This window comes from Pseudomonas sp. B40(2017), from assembly GCF_002112855.1.
In the GTDB taxonomy this organism is placed as follows: domain Bacteria; phylum Pseudomonadota; class Gammaproteobacteria; order Pseudomonadales; family Pseudomonadaceae; genus Aquipseudomonas; species Aquipseudomonas pharyngis.
Genome location: NZ_NEIT01000004.1, coordinates 529,854 through 550,493, shown reverse-complemented (window position 1 = coordinate 550,493; position 20,640 = coordinate 529,854). Strand labels below are relative to the sequence as shown.

The 20,640-nt window shown below is 60.3% G+C and carries 16 protein-coding genes; 7 read left to right on the top strand and 9 right to left on the bottom strand.

Annotation, left to right across the window (positions count from 1 at the left end; all coding sequences use genetic code 11):
• Window positions 1-15: 15 nt before the first annotated feature.
• Both CAF76_RS13270 and CAF76_RS13265 read left to right on the top strand, forming a co-directional pair.
• The gene (locus CAF76_RS13270; RefSeq protein ID WP_085647510.1) at window positions 16-1,365 is read left to right on the top strand and encodes a UDP-glucose/GDP-mannose dehydrogenase family protein; all 1,350 of its coding nucleotides are present in this window, start codon (window positions 16-18) and stop codon (window positions 1,363-1,365) included.
• Window positions 1,366-1,376: 11 nt separating this feature from the next.
• Entirely contained in the window at window positions 1,377-2,387 is a 1,011-nt protein-coding gene (locus CAF76_RS13265; RefSeq protein WP_085647509.1) for an NAD-dependent epimerase, read from the top strand.
• Between the two features lie 118 nt (window positions 2,388-2,505).
• On the opposite strand, the gene rpsA is transcribed toward CAF76_RS13265, so the two are convergent.
• From rpsA to mtnA, 8 genes are all read right to left on the bottom strand, one after another.
• Window positions 2,506-4,191: a 30S ribosomal protein S1 gene (rpsA, locus tag CAF76_RS13260; protein WP_085647508.1), complete on the bottom strand. Its 1,686-nt coding sequence runs from the start codon at window positions 4,189-4,191 to the stop codon at window positions 2,506-2,508.
• Between the two features lie 119 nt (window positions 4,192-4,310).
• On the bottom strand, window positions 4,311-5,000 hold the full coding sequence (gene cmk / locus CAF76_RS13255; protein WP_085647507.1) for a (d)CMP kinase: 690 nt from the start codon (window positions 4,998-5,000) through the stop codon (window positions 4,311-4,313).
• Entirely contained in the window at window positions 4,997-7,204 is a 2,208-nt protein-coding gene (locus tag CAF76_RS13250; protein ID WP_256579614.1) for a bifunctional prephenate dehydrogenase/3-phosphoshikimate 1-carboxyvinyltransferase, read from the bottom strand. The genes cmk and CAF76_RS13250 overlap by 4 nt, the downstream gene beginning before the upstream one ends.
• A gap of 28 nt (window positions 7,205-7,232) precedes the next feature.
• On the bottom strand, window positions 7,233-8,345 hold the full coding sequence (gene hisC / locus CAF76_RS13245) for a histidinol-phosphate transaminase (RefSeq protein WP_007950914.1): 1,113 nt from the start codon (window positions 8,343-8,345) through the stop codon (window positions 7,233-7,235).
• Window positions 8,346-8,357: 12 nt separating this feature from the next.
• On the bottom strand, window positions 8,358-9,452 hold the full coding sequence (gene pheA, locus CAF76_RS13240; protein WP_007950913.1) for a prephenate dehydratase: 1,095 nt from the start codon (window positions 9,450-9,452) through the stop codon (window positions 8,358-8,360).
• Entirely contained in the window at window positions 9,452-10,537 is a 1,086-nt protein-coding gene (gene serC, locus CAF76_RS13235) for a 3-phosphoserine/phosphohydroxythreonine transaminase (RefSeq protein WP_085647505.1), read from the bottom strand. Before serC ends, pheA begins: the two co-directional genes overlap by 1 nt.
• A gap of 64 nt (window positions 10,538-10,601) precedes the next feature.
• On the bottom strand, window positions 10,602-13,265 hold the full coding sequence (gyrA, locus tag CAF76_RS13230; RefSeq protein ID WP_039770558.1) for a DNA gyrase subunit A: 2,664 nt from the start codon (window positions 13,263-13,265) through the stop codon (window positions 10,602-10,604).
• Between the two features lie 424 nt (window positions 13,266-13,689).
• Complete coding sequence (gene mtnA / locus CAF76_RS13225; RefSeq protein WP_039770560.1) at window positions 13,690-14,766, bottom strand: S-methyl-5-thioribose-1-phosphate isomerase; 1,077 nt, start codon at window positions 14,764-14,766, stop codon at window positions 13,690-13,692.
• Between the two features lie 108 nt (window positions 14,767-14,874).
• On the opposite strand from mtnA, the gene CAF76_RS13220 reads away from it, so the two are divergent.
• The 5 genes from CAF76_RS13220 (at window position 14,875) to CAF76_RS13200 (ending at window position 19,746) form a co-directional block, all read left to right on the top strand.
• Window positions 14,875-16,209, top strand: coding sequence for a TRZ/ATZ family hydrolase (locus CAF76_RS13220; protein ID WP_085647504.1), 1,335 nt, complete (start codon window positions 14,875-14,877; stop codon window positions 16,207-16,209).
• A gap of 57 nt (window positions 16,210-16,266) precedes the next feature.
• The gene (gene ubiG, locus CAF76_RS13215; RefSeq protein WP_039770564.1) at window positions 16,267-16,965 is read left to right on the top strand and encodes a bifunctional 2-polyprenyl-6-hydroxyphenol methylase/3-demethylubiquinol 3-O-methyltransferase UbiG; all 699 of its coding nucleotides are present in this window, start codon (window positions 16,267-16,269) and stop codon (window positions 16,963-16,965) included.
• A 4-nt stretch (window positions 16,966-16,969) separates the two neighbouring features.
• Window positions 16,970-17,641, top strand: a complete 672-nt coding sequence (gene mupP, locus CAF76_RS13210) for an N-acetylmuramic acid 6-phosphate phosphatase MupP (RefSeq protein ID WP_074688036.1) — start codon at window positions 16,970-16,972, stop codon at window positions 17,639-17,641.
• A gap of 75 nt (window positions 17,642-17,716) precedes the next feature.
• Window positions 17,717-18,457 carry a YciK family oxidoreductase gene (locus CAF76_RS13205; protein WP_039770568.1) on the top strand — a complete coding sequence of 247 codons (741 nt, stop codon included), beginning with the start codon at window positions 17,717-17,719 and terminating at the stop codon, window positions 18,455-18,457.
• A gap of 362 nt (window positions 18,458-18,819) precedes the next feature.
• Window positions 18,820-19,746 (top strand): GGDEF domain-containing protein, encoded by a 927-nt coding sequence (locus CAF76_RS13200; protein WP_085647502.1) that lies wholly within the window; start codon window positions 18,820-18,822, stop codon window positions 19,744-19,746.
• A 62-nt stretch (window positions 19,747-19,808) separates the two neighbouring features.
• Here the strand turns inward: CAF76_RS13200 and CAF76_RS13195 are convergent, their stop codons facing one another.
• Entirely contained in the window at window positions 19,809-20,603 is a 795-nt protein-coding gene (locus CAF76_RS13195) for a TenA family transcriptional regulator (RefSeq protein WP_085647500.1), read from the bottom strand.
• Window positions 20,604-20,640 lie beyond the last annotated feature (37 nt).

Sequence of the window (20,640 nt, the reverse complement as noted above, 5' to 3'; positions counted from 1 at the left end):
ATCAGGATGTAAATTATGCGAGTTACAGTTTTCGGCACCGGGTATGTCGGACTCGTCACGGGCGCTTGCCTTGCAGATGTTGGACATGACGTGATGTGTGTCGACGTCGATAACGCGAAAATCGAGAGCCTGAAGCAGGGCATCATCCCGATTTACGAACCGGGCCTGGACGCACTGGTGGCACAGAACCAGCGCGAGGGCCGCCTGCACTTTACAACCGACGCCAGGCAAGCCGTGGACTTCGGTCAATTGCAAATGATCGCGGTGGGCACCCCACCCAACGAGGATGGTTCTGCCGACCTGCAGCATGTGCTGGCCGTCGCTCGCACCATCGGCGAGTACATGACCGAGCACAAAGTGATCGTGAACAAATCGACGGTTCCGGTAGGCACTGCCGACAAAGTCAGCCAGACCGTCGACGCGATCCTGCAGGCCAGAAACGCCGGGCTCGACTTCGATGTCTGCTCCAATCCCGAGTTTCTCAAGGAAGGCTCGGCCATCGAGGATTTTGCCAAAGGTGCCCGTATTATCGTCGGGACCGAATCCGAAACGGTCAAAGCAGTCATGCGCGACTGCTACGCACCTTATAGCCGCAACCACGACAAATTGATTTTCATGGATGTGCGTGCCGCCGAACTGACGAAGTATGCGGCCAATGCGATGCTGGCCACCAAGATCAGCTTCATGAACGAAATCGCACAGATGGCAGAGCGGCTGGGGGCCGATATCGAACAGGTCCGACTGGGTATCGGCTCCGATCCACGCATCGGTTTCCAGTTCATTTACCCCGGTTGTGGATACGGCGGCTCATGCTTCCCGAAAGACGTTCAGGCGCTCGCCCGCACGGCCCAGGAAATCGGTTATGAGGCGCAACTGTTGAACGCCGTCGAGGCCGTCAACAACCGCCAGAAGAACGTGATGTTCGAGAAGCTGTCCCTCGCCTTCGATCATGATCTGAAGAACAAGACCATCGCCGTCTGGGGCCTGTCTTTCAAACCCAACACTGACGACATGCGCGCAGCGCCCAGTCGCAATCTGATCGAAGCAATCTGGGCGGCAGGCGGCAAAGTCCAGGCATTCGACCCGGCCGCCATGAGCGAGGCCACGCGCATTTACGGAGCACGCGACGATCTGCAACTGGCAGCCAACCGTGAAATGGCACTGGAAGGCGCCGATGCCCTGGTAATTTGCACAGAATGGAAACAATTTCGCACTGTCGACTTCAAGAAGCTGAAAACCTGCCTTAATTACCCGGTACTGGTCGACGGGCGTAACCTGTTTGACCCTGCAGCAGCCAAGGAGGCAGGGTTCATGTACTACGCAATCGGTCGCGCTGACTCGCTCATGCCCGTTCTGCACCCTTAAGGAGCTGTCCCATGAAGATACTCGTGACTGGCGCAGCCGGTTTTATCGGCTTTCATGTCAGCCAGGCGCTGCTTGCCCGCGGCGATGAAGTCGTTGGCATCGATAATCTGAACGACTATTACGAAGTGGCTCTCAAGGATGCTCGCCTCGCGCAATTGACGCCGCAGGAGGGCTTCCGATTTATCCGCATGGATATCGGTGACCGGGCTGCGATGGCGCAATTGTTCGAGACAGAAGGCTTTGAAAAAGTTGTCCATCTCGCGGCACAAGCCGGCGTGCGGTACTCGCTGGAGAATCCCCACGCGTATGCAGACAGCAACCTTACAGGCTTCTTGAACGTTCTCGAGGGCTGTCGACAAACTCACGTCAAACACTTGGTATACGCCTCGTCCAGCTCAGTGTACGGCGCCAACGAGAGCATGCCCTTCGCCGTGCAAGACAACGTTGACCATCCCGTGTCGCTGTATGCCGCCACGAAGAAAGCCAACGAACTGATGGCGCATTCGTACAGTCATCTCTATCGGTTGCCGACTACCGGATTGCGCTTTTTCACGGTCTACGGCCCTTGGGGCCGGCCTGACATGTCGCCGTTCCTGTTCGTGCGGGCAATCCTTGAAGGCAAACCGCTGAAGGTTTTCAATTACGGAAAGCATCGCCGAGACTTCACGTATATCGACGACATCGTCGACGGTGTCATACGGGTCCTGGACCATGTAGCTGCACCGAACCCCCAATGGTCAGGACTCAAGCCGGATCCGGCCTCCAGTGCAGCGCCCTGGAGGCTTTACAACATTGGCAACAGTCAACCGGTCGAATTGCTGGACTACATCAACCACATCGAACAAGCACTCGGCAAAACCACTCATAAAGAGCTCCTGCCGTTGCAGCCGGGCGATGTGGAACACACCTATGCCGATGTCGAGCAGTTGAAGATCGATACCGGGTATGCGCCCAGCACGCCGATTGAAAGCGGGATACAGCGCTTTGTGAACTGGTACAAGGACTTCTACAAAGTCAGCTGATACGCTGACCGTTCAACCATCAAACGACGCCGGATCTTGTGATCCGGCGTTTTTTTTAACGAATTTCAGGCACAAAAAAGGGCGACCGAAGTCGCCCTTTTTAATGATCAGACAGAACTCAGTTCTGTTTGGCCATTGCTTGACGCAGCAGTGCAGCCATAGTGGTGTCAGCTGCTTCGCCTTCCGGAGCGGTTTTCAGGCTCTGGATGGCTTCTTTCTCTTCAGCATCGTCTTTCGATTTGATCGACAGCTGAATTACGCGGCTCTTACGATCAACGCTGATGATCTTGGCTTCTACTTGCTGGCCTTCTTTCAGAACGTTGCGCGCGTCTTCAACGCGGTCACGGCTGATTTCGGAGGCTTTCAGAGTCGCTTCGATATCGTCGGCCAGAACGATGATGGCGCCTTTGGCGTCAACTTCTTTCACGGTGCCAGTAACGATTGCGCCTTTGTCGTTAACCGAGACGTACTCGGAGAACGGATCGCTTTCCAGTTGCTTGATACCCAGGGAGATACGCTCACGCTCCGGGTCAACCGACAGGATAACGGTGTCCAGCTCGTCGCCCTTCTTGAAACGACGTACGGCTTCTTCGCCCACTTCGTTCCAGGAGATGTCGGACAGGTGAACCAGACCGTCGATGCCGCCGTCCAGACCAATGAAGATACCGAAATCGGTGATCGACTTGATGGTGCCGGAGATCTTGTCGCCCTTGTTGAACTGGCCAGAGAAGTCTTCCCATGGGTTCGACTTGCACTGCTTGATGCCCAGGGAGATACGACGACGCTCTTCGTCGATGTCCAGAACCATGACTTCCACTTCGTCGCCGACTTGTACGACTTTCGAAGGGTGGATGTTCTTGTTGGTCCAGTCCATTTCCGAAACGTGTACCAGACCTTCAACGCCTTCTTCCAGCTCAGCGAAGCAGCCGTAGTCGGTCAGGTTGGTTACACGAGCGGTAACGCGAGTGCCTTCTGGGTAACGGGCTTTGATAGCAACCCATGGATCTTCGCCCAGTTGTTTCAGACCCAGGGAAACACGATTGCGCTCGCGATCGTATTTCAGAACCTTGACGTCGATCTCGTCGCCAACATTGACGATTTCGGAAGGGTGCTTGATACGCTTCCACGCCATGTCGGTGATGTGCAGCAGGCCGTCCACGCCACCCAGATCGACGAATGCGCCGTAATCGGTGAGGTTTTTGACGATACCTTTGACTTGTTGGCCTTCCTGCAGGGATTCCAGCAGAGCTTCACGCTCGGCGGAGTTCTCGGCTTCCAGGACGCTGCGACGGGAAACGACAACGTTGTTGCGCTTCTGGTCCAGCTTGATGACCTTGAATTCCAGCTCTTTGCCTTCCAGGTGCGTGGTGTCGCGCACTGGACGGACGTCAACCAGGGAACCTGGCAGGAACGCACGGATGCCGTTAACGTCGACAGTGAAGCCGCCTTTAACCTTACCGTTGATAACGCCCTTGACCACTTCCTCAGCTGCGAAGGCTGCTTCCAGAACGATCCAGCATTCAGCGCGCTTGGCTTTTTCACGGGACAGCTTGGTTTCACCGAAACCGTCTTCAACCGAGTCCAGCGCAACGTGAACTTCGTCACCGACGTTGATGTTCAGTTCGCCAGCGTCGTTGTAGAACTGCTCCAGCGGGATCAGTGCTTCGGACTTCAAGCCAGCGTGAACGGTTACCCAGCGAGCCTGGTAATCGATATCAACGATAACACCGGTGATGATGGAGCCTGCCTGAAGGTTCAGGGTCTTTAGGCTTTCTTCAAAGAGTTCCGCAAAGCTTTCGCTCATTTTAATTCCTGTTGATTAGGGCGAAAAATACGCCCATCTCCACATCCCAGACAATGTGGGTTAGTTTCATTTAAAAGAAGCGCCCCAGGACTATGACTGGTCCCCTGCGGCCTTCTTGGTCACCCGGCGATATCGCGAATGGCGATCTCGCTCATGATGCGTTCAAGCACCTGATCGATGGACAACTCCGTGGAATCCAGCTGTATGGCGTCAGCCGCCGGCTTGAGCGGGGCCACCGCTCGCTGGGTATCACGCTCGTCGCGCGCACGGATCTCATCTAGCAGACTCGACAGACTAACACCCTCGACTTTGCCCTTCAACTGCAAATATCGGCGGCGCGCCCGCTCCTCGGCGCTGGCGGTCAGGAAAATCTTCAAGGGTGCATTCGGAAAAACCACCGTACCCATGTCGCGACCATCGGCCACCAGACCCGGCGACTCCTGGAAAGCACGCTGGCGCTGCAGCAGCGCCTCGCGCACGGCAGGCAACGCTGCCACCTGGGAAGCGCCGGAACCGACGCTTTCAGTGCGGATGACATCGCTGACTTCGTCACCTTCCAGAATGATGCGTTGCAGCTGACCGTCGGTCGCCGCGATGAACTGCACATCCAGATGAGCCGCCAGTTTCTTCAGCAGCTCTTCATTGGTCAGGTCGACACCATGGTTGTGCGCAGCAAATGCCAGCAGGCGATACAGCGCACCGGAGTCCAGCAGGTTCCAGCCCAGACGCTTGGCCAGAATCCCGGCTACGGTGCCTTTGCCCGAGCCGCTTGGCCCATCGATGGTGATGACCGGTGCAATGTTGTTCACGACTGAGCCTCTTGCGCCACACGAATGCCGACCTGCGCGCAGAGCGCCAGGAAGTTCGGGAACGATGTCGCGACGTTGGCGCAGTCATGGATGCGGATCGGTGCCGTGGCGCGCAGTGAGGCCACGCTGAATGCCATCGCGATGCGGTGATCGCCATGACCATGCACTTCGCCGCCGCCGATCTGGCCGCCGTCGATGATGATGCCGTCCGGGGTCGGTTCGCACTTGACGCCCAGCGCCAGCAGACCGTCCGCCATGACCTGGATACGGTCCGATTCCTTGACCCGCAGCTCCTCGGCGCCGGTCAGCACGGTGCGCCCTTCGGCACAGGCCGCCGCCACGAACAGCACCGGAAATTCGTCGATGGCCAGTGGAACCAGCGCTTCTGGAATCTCGATACCCTTGAGTTTAGCTGCTCGCACACGCAGGTCGACAACCGGCTCGCCACCCACTTCACGCTGGTTTTCCAGAGTGATGTCGGCGCCCATCAGACGCAGGATGTCGATCACGCCGGTGCGGGTCGGGTTGATGCCGACGTGCTCGAGCACTAGCTCCGAGCCTTCAGCGATCGATGCGGCCACCAGGAAGAACGCCGACGACGAGATGTCGCCAGGCACTTCGATGTGGGTCGCGGTCAGCTTGCCACCAGACTCAACCGATGCCGTGGCACCGTTGACGCTCACCGGATAGCCAAAGCCGCGCAGCATACGCTCGGTGTGATCACGGGTCGGTGCCGGCTCGGTCACGGTGGTCTTGCCTTCGGCGTACAGACCCGCCAGCAGCAGGCAGGATTTAACCTGAGCACTGGCCATCGGCATGGTGTAGGTCAGGCCTTTAAGCTTGTGACCGCCACGAATGGTCATCGGTGGACGACCCTCGGCAGCGGTTTCGATCACGGCGCCCATTTCCCGCAGCGGGTTGGCGACGCGATTCATCGGGCGCTTGGACAACGAAGCGTCACCGGTCAGGGTGCTGTCGAAATCCTGCGCGGCCAGCAGGCCGGACAGCAGGCGCATCGAAGTGCCGGAGTTGCCCAGATAGATCGGGCCCGGCGCAGGCTTCAGGCCATGCAGGCCGACACCGTGGATGGTCACGCGGCCGTGATGCGGGCCTTCGATGACCACGCCCATGTCGCGGAACGCCTGCAAGGTCGCCAGGGCGTCTTCGCCCTCGAGGAAGCCTTCGACTTCGGTGACGCCTTCAGCCAGGGAACCGAGCATGATCGAACGGTGGGAAATCGATTTGTCACCCGGTACGCGAATCCGACCGGACAGGCGGCCACCAGGTTGAGCCAGGAAAATCAGATCGTTGGAATTCATAGCGTCCACATAGGCCCTGCGGGCCAGGATTTTACTGAAATGCTCGCGGGCAACCCGGGCGCGCGTGAAGACGCCCAACAATTGGTGCCCATCCCCTGCATCGACCGCGTCGCGCAAGGCGTCGAGGTCGCTGCGAAATGTATCGAGAGTGCGCAGGACAGCCTCGCGGTTGGCGAGAAAGATGTCATGCCACATGACCGGGTCGCTTCCGGCGATTCTTGTGAAATCACGGAAACCGCCCGCAGCGTAACGGAAGATCTCAAGGTTTTCATTGCGCTTGGCCAGCGAATCGACCAGACCGAAGGCCAGCAGGTGCGGCAGATGACTGGTTGCGGCCAGCACCTCATCGTGACGCTCGACCTGCATGTGCTCGACGTCGGCGCCCAGCTCGCGCCACAAGCGATCCACCACCGCCAGCGCATCCGGATCGGTCTGCTCCAGCGGGGTCAGAATCACTTTGTGACGGCGGAACAGCTCTGAGTTGGAGGCTTCAACCCCGCTCTGCTCGGAGCCGGCAATCGGATGCCCCGGCACGAAACGCGCCGGCATGCCGCCGAACGCCTCGGTCGCCGCACGCACCACATTGCCCTTGGCGCTGCCGACATCCGTGAGAATCGCCTGCCCCAGGTCCATGCCGGCCAGACGGGCCAGCACTTTTTCCATGGCCAGGATCGGCACCGCCAACTGAATCACGTCCGCGCCCTGGCAAGCCTTGACCAGATCGTCTTCGCAGCGATCCACCACACCCAACTCGACCGCCAGCTTGCGCGATTGCGGGTCGAGGTCGACCCCGACCACTTCGCGGCACACGCCACTTTCACGCAAGCCTTTGGCAAACGAACCACCGATCAACCCCAGACCGACCACCACCAGGCGCCCGATCATAGGTGCAGCAGATTGCAGCGCAGTGACATCACCCACGAGCCAGAACCTTACGCAGCGCTTCGAGGAAGCGGCTGTTTTCCGCCGGCAGACCGATGGTCACCCGCAGATGGTTCGGCATGCCGTAGTTGGCCACCGGACGCACGATCACGCCTTCGCGCAGCAGGCCCTGAAATACAGGAGCCGCCACCTGACCGAGGTCGACGCAGATAAAGTTGCCCTTGGATGGAATCCAGCTCAGACCCAGCTCACGAAAACCTGCTTCCAGCTGTTGCATGCCGGACTCATTGAGCTGCCGGCTCTGCGCCAGATATTCCTCGTCCTTCAGCGCCGCACACGCCGCCGCCAAGGCCAGGCTGTTGACGTTGAATGGCTGACGTACCCGGTTCAGCACGTCCGCCACCACCGGGGTAGACAGACCATAGCCAACGCGCAGCGCCGCCAGACCGTAAGCCTTGGAGAACGTGCGCGAGACCAGCAGATTCGGGTAAGCGGCGAGGAAATCCAGACCATCCGGCAGATCGCTGCCTTCGGCATATTCGATGTAGGCCTCGTCCAGCACCACCAGCACATGCTCCGGCACATCCTGCAGGAACTCGTCCAGCGCTTCGGCGCCGAACCAGGTACCGGTCGGGTTGTTCGGGTTGGCGATGAACACCACGCGAGTGTTGGCGTCGATCGCGGCCAGCATCGCCGGCAGGTCATGCCCCCAATCCTTGGCCGGAACGACCTTGGCCTGAGCGCCGACCGCCTGGGTCGCAATCGGGTAGACCGCGAACGCGTGCTCGCTGAACACCGCATTCAGGCCCGGCGCCAGATAGGCGCGCGCCACCAGCTCGAGAATGTCGTTGGAGCCATTGCCCAAAGTCACCTGATTCAGCTCGACACGGCACTGCTCGGCCAGCAGGGATTTCAAGGCAAAACCGTTGCCGTCCGGATAACGGGTCAGCTCGTCCAGCGCTTCGCGGATTGCGGCCAGCGCTTTCGGACTCGCGCCCAACGGATTTTCGTTGCTCGCCAGTTTGACAATGCTCGCCGGATCCAGGTCCAGTTCGCGAGCCAGCTCGTCCACGGGTTTACCCGGTACGTATGGCGAAAGTTGTTGCACGCCCGGCTGTGCCAGAGCGAGGAAGTTGCCACTCATTGCTACCACCCCTTAAAGAACTGCTTTCGGGTAGGAACCCAGCACCTTGAGTGCTACTGCTTCCTGACTGATCTTTTCCAGTACCCCCTTGATCAGCGGATCACGGTGATGGCCGACGAAGTCGATGAAGAACACGTAGGTCCATTTACCACTGCGCGACGGACGGGTTTCGATCCGGGTCAGGTCGATCCCGTTGTCATGGAACGGCACCAGCAGCTCATGGAGCGCGCCGGGCTTGTTGCTCATGGACACGATGATCGAAGTTTTGTCGTCGCCAGTCGGCGGCACTTCCTGGTTACCGATCATCAGGAAGCGCGTGGAGTTGTCCGGGCGATCCTCGATCTTCTCGGCCAGACGAGTCAGGCCGTACAGCCCGGCCGCCATGTCACCGGCGATCGCTGCCGAATTCCACTCACCCTTGACCCGCTTGGCCGCTTCGGCGTTGCTGGACACCGCCACGCGCTCGACATTCGGGTAATGGGCGTCCAGCCACTTGCGGCACTGCGCCAACGACTGGGCATGGGAATAGATGCGGCTGATGCTGTCGGTCTTGGTGTTTTCACCGACCAGCAGGTGGTGGTGAATCCGCAGCTCGACTTCGCCGCAGATCACCATGTCGTGCTCGAGGAAGCTGTCGAGGGTGTGGTTGACCGCGCCTTCGGTGGAGTTTTCCACCGGCACCACGCCAAAATTCACCGCACCGGCCGCCACTTCACGGAACACTTCGTCGATCGCCGCCATCGGCTTGCTGATCACTGCGTGCCCAAAGTGTTTCATGGCCGCCGCCTGGGTGAAGGTGCCTTCCGGACCGAGATAAGCCACTTTCAGCGGATTCTCGAGGGCCAGGCACGAAGACATGATTTCGCGGAACAAGCGCGCCATCTCTTCGTTGCCCAGCGGGCCCTTGTTGCGCTCCATCACGCGTTTGAGGACCTGCGCCTCACGCTCGGGACGGTAGAACACCGGCTGCTCGCCTTCGGCCAGACTGGCCATCTTGACCCGGGCAACTTCTTCTGCGCAGCGCGCGCGATCACTGATCAGCTGGAGAATCTTCTCGTCCAGATTATCGATGCGAACGCGCAGCGCCTTGAGCTCCTGCTCGGACATCAGGAATGCTCCTTCTCGAATTCGGCCATGTAGCCGACCAGCGCTTCGACGGCGTCCAGACCCAGGGCGTTGTAGATCGAGGCACGCATGCCGCCGACCGAACGATGGCCCTTGAGGTTGAGCAGGCCACGGGCGTCGGCGCCGGCCAAGAAGGCCTTGTCCAGACGCTCGTCAGCCAGACGGAACGGCACGTTCATCCACGAGCGGGCGTTGGTGCTGATCGGGTTGGTATAGAAGTCGCTGTTGTCGATGAAGCCGTACAGGCGATCTTTCTTCGCCTTGTTGCGCTGCTCCATCGCGGCGACACCGCCCTGCTCCTTCAGCCACTCGAACACCAGGCCCGAGAGGTACCAGGAATAGGTGGCCGGAGTGTTGTACATCGAACCGTTGTCGGCCGAGACCTTGTAGTCGAGCATGGTCGGGCACGAACTGCGAGCGCGGCCCAGCAGGTCTTCACGAACGATCACTACGACCAGACCGCTCGGGCCGATGTTCTTCTGGGCGCCGGCGTAGATCAGGCCGTACTGCGACACATCGATCGGACGCGAGAGGATATCGGAGGACATGTCGACCACCAGCGGAACGTCACCGGCCTCGGGAACCCAGTCGAACTGCAGGCCGCCAATGGTTTCGTTGGACGCATAGTGCAGATAGGCCGCACCCGGAGTCAGCTTCCACTCGTTCTGACCAGGGATGGCCAGGTAGTCATAAGGCTTGGCGCTGGCAGCAACGTTGATGTTGCCGAAGCGACGCGCTTCCTCGATGGCTTTCTTCGACCAGATGCCGGTTTCGACATAGTCGGCAGTACCGTTCTCGGGCAGCAGGTTCAGCGGAATCTCGGCGAACTGTTGGCTCGCACCGCCCTGCAGGAACAGCACTTTGTAATTGGAGGGGATGGACAGCAGGTCGCGCAGGTCTTGTTCGGCCTTCTCGGCGATGGCTACGTAGTCATCACTGCGATGGCTCATTTCCATGACCGACAGACCCTTGCCGTGCCAGTCGAGCATCTCGGACTGGGCACGCAACAGGACAGCTTCAGGCAGCGCAGCGGGACCTGCGCAGAAGTTATAGGCTCGTTTGCTCACATCCACTCTCGCTATGCAATCACGGTAGCGGACAGAGCAAACACTCTGCCCTGCTACGATTTGGTTAGTCTTGCGACTCTTCTTCGTCTGCGGCGTCCGCCTGCAGGTTGTCGACCGCATCGTCCGGTTCGGCGCCGATCACGCCTTCTTCCAGCTCGACACCTTCTTCGCCTTCCAGCTCGTCACCTTCCACTTCCGAAGGCTCCTGAACCCGCTCCAGACCGACCAGGGTTTCATCCTTGGCCAGCTTGATCAGGGTCACGCCCTGGGTGTTGCGACCCAGGCTGGAGACCTCGTCGACACGGGTACGCACCAGCGTGCCCTGGTCGGAAATCAGCATGATCTCCTCGCCGTCGAGCACCTGAACCGCACCGACCAGACGGCCGTTACGCTCGTTGCTGACCATGGCGATCACGCCCTGGCCACCACGCTTGTACTCAGGGAACTCGGTGATCGCGGTGCGCTTGCCATAACCACGCTCGGAAGCGGTGAGGATCTGGCTGCCTTCTTCCGGGATCAGCATCGAAATCAGCTTCTGCCCTTCCGGCAGACGCATGCCGCGCACACCGCGGGCGGTACGGCCCATGGCACGAACATCGGATTCCTTGAAGCGGGTCACCTTGCCGCCGTCGGAGAACAGCATCACTTCACGTTCGCCATCGGTGATGGCCGCGGAAATCAGCACGTCGCCTTCGTCCAGCTCCAGCGCGATCAGACCGACGCTGCGTTGACGGCTGAAGGATTCCAGCGGCGTCTTCTTCACGGTGCCGTTTGCGGTCGCCATGAAGATGTAGTGACCTTCGGTGTATTCCTCGACCGGCAGCATGGTGGTGATGTATTCACCGTCATCCAGCGGCAGCAGATTGACCAGCGGACGACCACGGGCGGCGCGGGATGCTTCCGGAATTTCGTAGGTCTTCAGCCAGTACACCTTGCCCTTGCTGGAGAACAGCAGCAGCGTGGTGTGGCTGTTGGCGACCAGCAGGTGAGCGATGTAGTCCTCATCCTTCACGCCGGTCGCCGATTTGCCTTTACCACCACGACGCTGGGCCTGGTACGCAGCCAGCGGCTGGGTCTTGGCATAGCCACCGTGGGAGATGGTCACAACGCGCTCTTCTTCCGGGATCATGTCGCCCAGGGTCAGGTCGAGACGAGCATCGAGGATTTCGGTGCGGCGCACGTCGCCGTATTCGGCGCGGATAACTTCCAGCTCTTCGCGGATCACTTCCATCAGGCGCACGGCGCTGTTGAGGATGCGGATCAGCTCGCCGATCTGGTTGAGGATCTCTTGATACTCGGCCAGCAGCTTTTCGTGTTCCAGACCGGTCAGGCGGTGCAGACGCAGTTCCAGAATGGCTTGCGCCTGCTCTGGCGACAGGAAGTACTTGCCGTCGCGCAGACCGTATTGCGGATCGAGGTTTTCCGGACGGCACGAATCGGCACCGGCACGCTCAACCATCGCCACCACGGCAGTGGATTCCCACGGCGTGCTGACCAGCGCTTCCTTGGCTTCCGACGGGGTCGGCGAAGCCTTGATCAGGGCGATGACCGGGTCGATGTTCGACAAGGCAACGGCCTGACCTTCGAGGATGTGACCACGCTCGCGCGCCTTGCGCAGTTCGAACACGGTACGGCGGGTAACCACTTCGCGGCGGTGACGGACGAAGGCTTCCAGCAGGTCCTTGAGGTTGAGGATCCGTGGACGGCCGTCGATCAGGGCAACGATGTTGATGCCGAATACCGATTGCAGCTGGGTCTGGGCGTAGAGGTTGTTGAGGATCACCTCTGGCACTTCGCCGCGACGCAGTTCGATCACGACGCGCATACCGTCCTTGTCGGACTCGTCGCGCAGTTCAGTGATGCCTTCGAGTTTCTTCTCTTTTACCAGCTCGGCGATCTTCTCGATCAGACGTGCCTTGTTCAACTGGTAAGGGAGTTCGGTGATGACGATCTGCTGACGGCCACCGACCTTGTCGATGTCTTCGATGATCGAACGGGCGCGCATGTAAATGCGGCCACGGCCGGTGCGGTAGGCTTCGATGATGCCGGCGCGACCGTTGATGATCGCAGCGGTCGGGAAGTCCGGACCGGGAATGTATTGCATCAGCTCATCGACGGTCAGCTCGGGGTTGTCGATGAGGGCCAGGCAACCGTCGATGACTTCACCGAGGTTGTGCGGCGGAATGTTGGTCGCCATGCCCACGGCGATGCCGCTGGAACCGTTGACCAGCAGGTTCGGTACGCGGGTCGGCATGACCGCCGGGATCAGTTCGGTGCCGTCGTAGTTCGGCACCCAGTCCACGGTTTCCTTGTGCAGGTCGGCCAGCAGCTCGTGCGCCAGCTTGGTCATGCGCACTTCGGTGTATCGCATGGCCGCGGCGTTGTCGCCGTCCACCGAACCGAAGTTGCCCTGGCCGTCGACCAGCAGGTAACGCAGGGAGAATGGCTGCGCCATGCGGACGATGGTGTCGTACACCGCGGTATCACCGTGCGGGTGATACTTACCGATCACGTCACCGACGACACGGGCAGATTTCTTGTACGGCTTGTTGAAGTCGTTGCCCAGCTCGCTCATCGCGAACAGCACGCGACGGTGCACGGGCTTCAAGCCATCGCGCGCATCCGGCAGTGCACGGCCGACGATCACGCTCATCGCGTAGTCGAGATAGGACTGTTTCAGCTCGTCTTCGATATTGACCGGGAGGATTTCTTTGGCCAGTTCGCCCATGAGAAGCCTGATTCCTTTTTCTGGTGAAACTTCGCCATATCCATAGGGGACGCACGAAGCTCGTCGATGCAGGCCGAGTGCCATGCACCGACTTACGACAAATCGACAAGTTGACCCTGGATTTGCGCAGTGAAGACAACCCCGTGGGGCCGCCTCGGAAAACGCCGGATGTTATCACAAGAGCCGCCACGCACCTATCCCCCAGATGCGCATGGAGCATAGTTAGATGACCGATGACAGGCTTAACGGGGACGAGAGAGGCTCAGAGCTTCCCTGAATGCAAATTTCGGGGCGAAATTGCGGATGTTTATTGACTTTCAAGACCCCATCGCGAGCAGGCTCGCTCCCACAAGGTTCCGTGGAGATCACAAAACCTGTGGGAGCGAGCCTGCTCGCGAAGAAGACAACGCAGACATCAAGCCAATCAATGCAAGCGCTTGCGGCACATCAACTGCGCCATTTTCGCGGTGTCCGGGCGCTCGACGATGCCTTTTTCGGTGACGATCGCATCGATCAGGTCCGCCGGGGTGACGTCAAACACCGGGTTGAACGCCTCAACGTCAGCCCCGACACGTTTGCCGCCAACCTCCAGCAACTCGGCGCCGTCGCGTTCTTCGATCGGAATGTCATCACCGCTGGCCAGATTCATGTCGATGGTCGAGCTCGGCGCCACCACCATGAAACGCACGCCGTGGTGCATGGCGTTGACCGCCAGTTGATAGGTGCCGATCTTGTTCGCCACGTCGCCGTTGGCGGTGATCCGGTCAGCGCCGACGATCACCCAGGTAACGCCTTTGGTCTTCATGATGTGCGCAGCGGCGGAGTCGGCGTTCAGGGTCACCGGAATGCCTTCGTTGGCCAGTTCCCACGCGGTCAGGCGCGAGCCTTGCAGCCACGGCCGGGTCTCGTCGGCGTAGACGCGCTCGACCATGCCTTCGATGAATGCGGCACGAATCACCCCGAGCGCCGTGCCGAAACCGCCGGTAGCCAGGGCGCCGGTGTTGCAGTGCGTCAGAATCGCCTGGGCATTGCCCTGATGCTTGCGGATCAGGTCGACGCCGAGCTGAGCCATGGTCAGGTTGGCCTCGCGATCGCTTTCATGAATGGCGATGGCCTCGGCTTCCAGCGCCACCAGTGGATCGGCGTTTTCCTTCAAACGGTCCAGCCGGTCATGCATGCGATTCAACGCCCAGAACAGGTTGACCGCTGTCGGCCGGGAATCGGCCAGCAGCATGAAATCCTCTTCCAGCGCCGCGTACCAGTCGCCTCCCTCGGCAATCCGGGCACGGGCCGCCAGTACGATGCCGTAGGCGGCACTGATGCCAATGGCCGGCGCACCGCGCACCACCATCGAACGAATCGCTTCGGCCACGCCGGCGGCGCTGGTGTAGGCGATCCAGTTTTCCTCGAACGGCAAAACGCGCTGATCCAGCAGGTGGAGCGCGCCATCACGCCAATCGATGGCCTTTACTTTCTCCGCAGCCAACAGTCGATCGCGCATCCCTCACCCCGCACTCATGAACAAAAGCCGCCGATTATAGCGATCCCCCCGCGAAGACGCTCGGGTATACTTCGCCATCCTTCACAAAAGCACTGGAACCGACCCTCGATGCCGAAACCTGCCATTGCGCTCGACTTATTATTGCTGCCGACCTGGCTGGTACCCGTCGAACCCGCAGGCGTTGTGCTCAAGGAGCACGGCCTGGGCATCCGCGACGGCCGCATCGTGTTCATCGGCCCGCGTGCCGAAGCGCTGAAGTGTAACGCCGCCGAAGTCCGCGATCTGCCGGACGTGCTGCTCAGCCCCGGCCTGATCAACGCCCACGGCCACGCCGCGATGACGCTGTTCCGTGGTCTGGCCGACGATTTGCCGCTGATGACCTGGCTGGAAAACCACATCTGGCCGGCCGAGGGCAAATGGGTCGATGAAGATTTTGTGCGTGACGGCACCGATCTGGCCATCGCCGAGCAGATAAAAGGTGGCATCACCTGTTTCTCGGACATGTACTTCTTCCCCAAGGTTGCCAGCGAGCGCGTGCACAACAGCGGAATCCGTGCGCAGATCGCGATTCCGATCCTCGACTTCCCGATTCCGGGTGCCGCCAGCGCCGATGAAGCCATTCGTCAGGGCGTCGAACTGTTCGGCGACCTGAAGCATCACGAGCGCATCAAGATCACCTTCGGCCCTCATGCACCCTACACCGTGGGCGACGAGAACCTGGAAAAAATCCGCGTGATCGCCGAAGAACTGGACGCCTCGATCCACATGCACGTCCACGAAACCGCGTTCGAAGTACAGCAAGCGGTCGAACAGCGCGGCGAGCGCCCGCTGGCCCGCCTTGGCCGGCTGGGCCTGCTCGGCCCGCGCTTCCAGGCCGTGCACATGACCCAGATCAGCGATGACGACCTGACGTTGCTGGTAGAAAGCAACACCAGCGTGATCCACTGCCCGGAGTCGAACCTGAAACTGGCCAGCGGCTTCTGCCCGGTGGAGCGCCTGTGGCAGGCCGGGGTCAATGTCGCGGTCGGCACCGATGGTGCGGCGAGCAACAATGACCTGGATCTGCTGGGCGAAACCCGCACCGCCGCGCTGCTGGCCAAAGCTGTCGCCGGCTCGGCCACCGCGCTGGACGCCCACCGGGCCCTGCGCATGGCCACGTTGAACGGCGCGCGAGCCCTGGGAATCGAAGCCGAGACCGGCTCGCTGGAGCTCGGCAAGGCCGCAGACATCGTCGCCTTCGACCTGTCCGGCCTGGCGCAACAACCGGTCTATGACCCGGTCTCGCAACTGATATATGCCACCGGTCGCGACTGCGTGAAACACCTGTGGGTCGCCGGCAAGCAGTTGCTTGACGACCGGCGTCTGACCCGACTGGACGAACAACAGCTCGGCGAAACCGCCCGGGCCTGGGGCCGACGCATCAGCGGCCACACCGAATCGTAAACACCTCGGGGCACACTCCGGGGCTACAGCCTTTTTCAAGTTTTAGAGGATTGAATCATGAGCAACGTCGACCACGCCGAAATCGCCAAATTCGAAGCCCTGGCCCATCGCTGGTGGGACCGCGAAAGCGAGTTCAAACCGCTGCACGACATCAACCCGCTGCGGGTCAACTGGATTGACGAGCGCGTCAACCTGGCCGGCAAGAAGGTCCTCGACGTCGGTTGCGGTGGCGGCATTCTCAGCGAAGCCATGGCCCAGCGCGGCGCGACCGTGACCGGCATCGACATGGGCGAAGCGCCGCTGGCAGTCGCGCAACTGCATCAGCTGGAATCCGGCGTGAACGTCGAATACCGCCAGATCACCGCCGAAGCCCTGGCCGAAGAAATGCCCGAGCAGTTCGACGTCGTCACCTGCCTGGAAATGCTCGAGCACGTACCGGATCCGTCCTCGGTGATCCGCGCCTGCTTCCGCATGGTCAAGCCCGGCGGCCAGGTGTTCTTCTCCACCATCAACCGCAACCCGAAGGCCTACCTGTTCGCCATCATCGGTGCCGAATACATCATGAAGCTGCTGCCGCGCGGCACCCACGACTTCAAGAAATTCATTCGCCCGTCCGAGCTCGGCGCCTGGAGCCGCATGGCCGGCCTGACCGTCAAGGACATCATCGGTCTGACCTACAACCCGCTGACCAAGCACTACAAGCTGGCGGCGGACGTTGACGTCAACTACATGATCCAGACCCTGCGCGAGGAATAAGCCGATGGCCATCAGAGCAGTCCTTTTCGACATGGACGGCACGCTGCTCGACACCGCGCCGGACTTCATCGCCATTTGCCAGGCGATGCGTGCGGATCGCGGTTTGCCGCCTATGAACGACAAACACATCCGCGACGAAATTTCCGGCGGCGCCAAGGCCATGGTCGCGGTGACGTTCTCGATGGATCCGGAGTCGCCGGGCTTCGAGGAGTTGCGCCTGGAGTTCCTCGAGCGCTATCTGGTGGGCTGCGCCGTGCACAGCAAGCTGTTCGACGGCATGGGCGAATTGCTGGCCGACATCGAGAAAGCCAATCTGGTCTGGGGCGTGGTCACCAACAAGCCGCTGCGCTTCGCCGAGCCGATCATGCAGCAGCTGGGGCTGGCCGAGCGCTCGGCCCTGCTGATCTGCCCGGATCACGTGAAGAACAGCAAGCCGGATCCCGAGATGCTGACCCTGGCCTGCAAGATGCTTGATCTGGATCCGTCGACCGTCCTGTTCATCGGCGATGATTTGCGCGATATCGAATCCGGCCGTGACGCCGGCACCAAAACCGCTGCCGTGACCTACGGCTATATTCACCCCGACGACAACCCTCGTCACTGGGGCGCGGACGTGGTGGTGGATCATCCGCTGGAGTTGCGCAAGGTGCTGGATAACGCACTCTGCAGCTGCTGAGACCTGACGCGGAGCGTCATTGGCTGCATTCCTTTGCTGCGCAGGGGAACGATCTGACTCTTGATGAGGTTTTTTATGTTTGATTACACCGCTCGCCCCGAATTGCTCAAGGATCGGGTCATTCTGGTCACCGGTGCCGGTCGTGGCATCGGTGCGGCGGCCGCCAGGACATACGCCGCCCACGGCGCGACCGTGCTGCTGCTGGGCAAGACCGAAGCCAACCTGACCCAGGTCTATGACGAGATCGAAGCGGCCGGTCATCCGCAACCGGCCGTGATCCCGTTTAACCTCGAAACCGCCCTGCCCCATCAATACGATGAGCTGGCGGCGATGATCGAGACCGAGTTCGGCCACCTCGACGGCCTGCTGCACAACGCCTCGATCATTGGCCCGCGCACGCCGATCGAGCAGTTGTCCGGTGAAAACTTCATGCGCGTCATGCAGGTCAACGTCAACGCGATGTTCATGCTGACCAGCACCCTGCTGCCGCTGCTCAAGCTTTCACAGGATGCTTCGGTGGTGTTCACCTCCAGCAGCGTCGGGCGCAAGGGCCGTGCTTACTGGGGCGCCTATGGCGTGTCGAAGTTCGCCACTGAAGGGCTGATGCAGACTCTGGCCGATGAAATCGACGGCGTGGCGCCGGTACGCTCAAACAGCATCAATCCGGGCGGCACCCGCACGAGCATGCGCGCACAGGCGTACCCCGGTGAGAACCCGCTGAACAACCCGACACCGGAAGAGATCATGCCGGTCTATTTGTACCTGATGGGCCCGGATAGCACGGGTATCAATGGCCAGGCCTTCAACGCCCAGTAATGCCATACGTCGCAATTGTTGCCGTGGCGGAATCCCGTCGCGGCATGCAATTGCCGCTTTGAGTAGCGCCAACTCAGTCAAATAACCACCACCCCGCTTTACTGAAAAATCTCAAGCTATTGATTCCTAACAGTTTTCAAAAAATATGAACCGTGTGGCACGACTTTCGCTCTACATGTCCTCAAAGCACGCCGTGTGAAAGCAGTCGGGCAAGGCCTGATTCGATGGCTGACTAATCGTCATCGGGCAGACTAGACTTACGCCAAATGTCCTACGGGACTGATGGACCAGTATGACGCGCAGCCCATAGCCGCTCTCACCCAGCCTGTAAGACAGACTTACTGCTTAGGGGCTCACGCCATATGAAATCACCCTCCCAGACCACTGCAATTGACTTCGACAGTGCCAAATTGCAACGCCTGGGCTTTGGTCAGCAGCCTCCCCTGCTGGCGCGACCTGTCAGCCTGGCGCAATTGCGCCAGCACATGAGCCTGCAACTGCAAACCAGCCTTGAGCCTCAACGCATCCTCGGTCTGTTTTTCCGCGAAGTTCAGCGCCTGGTGCCGCTGGACGCCCTGACCTACGTGCACGACGGCAGCGACTTGCGCCTGGAGTTCGGTGCTCGCGGGCACCATTCGGCCAGCTATAGCCTCAGCCACGAAGGCGAGCATATGGGTGAGTTGGTGTTCCGCCGCAACCAGCGCTTCAACGAACAGGAACTGGGTTATCTCGAGTCACTGCTGTCGGCCCTGCTGTACCCGATGCGCAATGCATTGCTTTACCGCGCCGCCACTCAGAGCGCCCTGCGTGATCCGTTGACCGGAGCCGGTAACCGCATTGCGATGGAGCAGACGTTGCTGCGAGAAATCGAAATGTCGCGCCGGCACCTGCAACCACTGTCGGTGCTGATGCTGGATATCGACCACTTCAAACAGGTCAACGACCTTCATGGTCACAGCGCCGGCGATGAGGTCCTCAAAGCCGTGGCCGCGTCAATCAAGGGCCAGTTGCGCAATGTCGACATGGTGTTCCGTTATGGCGGGGAAGAATTTCTAATCCTGCTGTCCAACACCGGTCGCGATGCGGCCGCCATGGTCGGCGAGCGCCTGCGTCAGGCGGCGCAGACCCAGGATTACTACGCCAATAATCAATTGATCGAACTGACCGTGAGCCTCGGCTGCTCGACCCTGTTGCCTGGCGAATCCGCCGACAGCCTGTTGCGTCGCGCCGACAGCGCGCTCTATGTCGCCAAGCGCGAAGGCCGCAATCGCCTGACCATGGCAGGCTAGATTTTCTCCGCCAACAAAAAACGGGAGCCAAGGCTCCCGTTTTTTTATGGGTGTCGCCCAAATCAGCTCTCGACCAGCGCCCGACGCTCACGCCCGACCAACACCCGCTCCGACAGCTCAAGCTGCATGCAGCGCTCAAGGAACAGGTACATGTAGTCGTAACTCTTGCAGATGGCCTGTCGCAGTTCCGCCTGCAAGGCTTTGCTCGGGTTTAGCCCGGCGAGAGTGCAGATGATCTCCAGCGCTTCCCACGGGTGGGCGTCATCGTACTGGGCGTGCATCTTCAGCCACTTCATGGCCCGTTTGCGATCTTCTTCAGGGAAAGCGGCGGCATAGACCCCCGTCGAACACACCACCGCCGACCACTCCCCGGTCGCGCCTTCGATGGCGTAGTTGGTGGCCGCGATGGCCACGATCAGCGAATCCGCCGAACTGGTGTGCCAGCACCAGTGGCTCAGGGCGTGCAATTCCGGTGGCACTTGCTGTGCCTGCAGATCTTCCAGGCTCACCCCATGGGCCCGGCTCCAGTGCAGCCAGTAATCGGCATGATTGAGTTCGACGCGAATGTTGCGCATCAGCCAGCGCCGCGCCATGTCCTCGCCCGGGTGGCGGGCGAATTTGGTTTTGGTCAGGTTCTGCGCCATGTACAACGCGAATTGCTCAACGACGGGCCAGCCCCCGATCAGGTACTGGCGCATGGTTCTGGCGCTGAGCTTGTTATCACGCATGCGCAGATAAAGTTCATGTTCGACAACCCGGCGTTTGCTCTCGCTGCAATCCTGGATCAACTGTTGCGCCCAGGCGGGATAACTTGCAGCTTCCATGAGTGGTCCGGTTCGGTTGAATGTGTCGATCACTGTTCGGCTCCTTTTGATTTGTGATTGTAAGGATCGG

Bases quoted from the DNA above. Each gene is read 5' to 3' on its own strand.
- CAF76_RS13270 (WP_085647510.1), top strand. From the start codon at position 16: ATGCGAGTTACAGTTTTCGGCACCGGGTATGTCGGACTCGTCACGGGC.
- CAF76_RS13265 (WP_085647509.1), top strand. From the start codon at position 1,377: ATGAAGATACTCGTGACTGGCGCAGCCGGTTTTATCGGCTTTCATGTC.
- rpsA (WP_085647508.1), bottom strand. From the start codon at position 4,191: ATGAGCGAAAGCTTTGCGGAACTCTTTGAAGAAAGCCTAAAGACCCTG.
- CAF76_RS13250 (WP_256579614.1), bottom strand. From the start codon at position 7,204: ATGATCGGGCGCCTGGTGGTGGTCGGTCTGGGGTTGATCGGTGGTTCG.
- hisC (WP_007950914.1), bottom strand. From the start codon at position 8,345: ATGAGTGGCAACTTCCTCGCTCTGGCACAGCCGGGCGTGCAACAACTT.
- pheA (WP_007950913.1), bottom strand. From the start codon at position 9,452: ATGTCCGAGCAGGAGCTCAAGGCGCTGCGCGTTCGCATCGATAATCTG.
- gyrA (WP_039770558.1), bottom strand. From the start codon at position 13,265: ATGGGCGAACTGGCCAAAGAAATCCTCCCGGTCAATATCGAAGACGAG.
- mtnA (WP_039770560.1), bottom strand. From the start codon at position 14,766: ATGCGCGATCGACTGTTGGCTGCGGAGAAAGTAAAGGCCATCGATTGG.
- CAF76_RS13220 (WP_085647504.1), top strand. From the start codon at position 14,875: ATGCCGAAACCTGCCATTGCGCTCGACTTATTATTGCTGCCGACCTGG.
- ubiG (WP_039770564.1), top strand. From the start codon at position 16,267: ATGAGCAACGTCGACCACGCCGAAATCGCCAAATTCGAAGCCCTGGCC.
- mupP (WP_074688036.1), top strand. From the start codon at position 16,970: ATGGCCATCAGAGCAGTCCTTTTCGACATGGACGGCACGCTGCTCGAC.
- CAF76_RS13205 (WP_039770568.1), top strand. From the start codon at position 17,717: ATGTTTGATTACACCGCTCGCCCCGAATTGCTCAAGGATCGGGTCATT.
- CAF76_RS13200 (WP_085647502.1), top strand. From the start codon at position 18,820: ATGAAATCACCCTCCCAGACCACTGCAATTGACTTCGACAGTGCCAAA.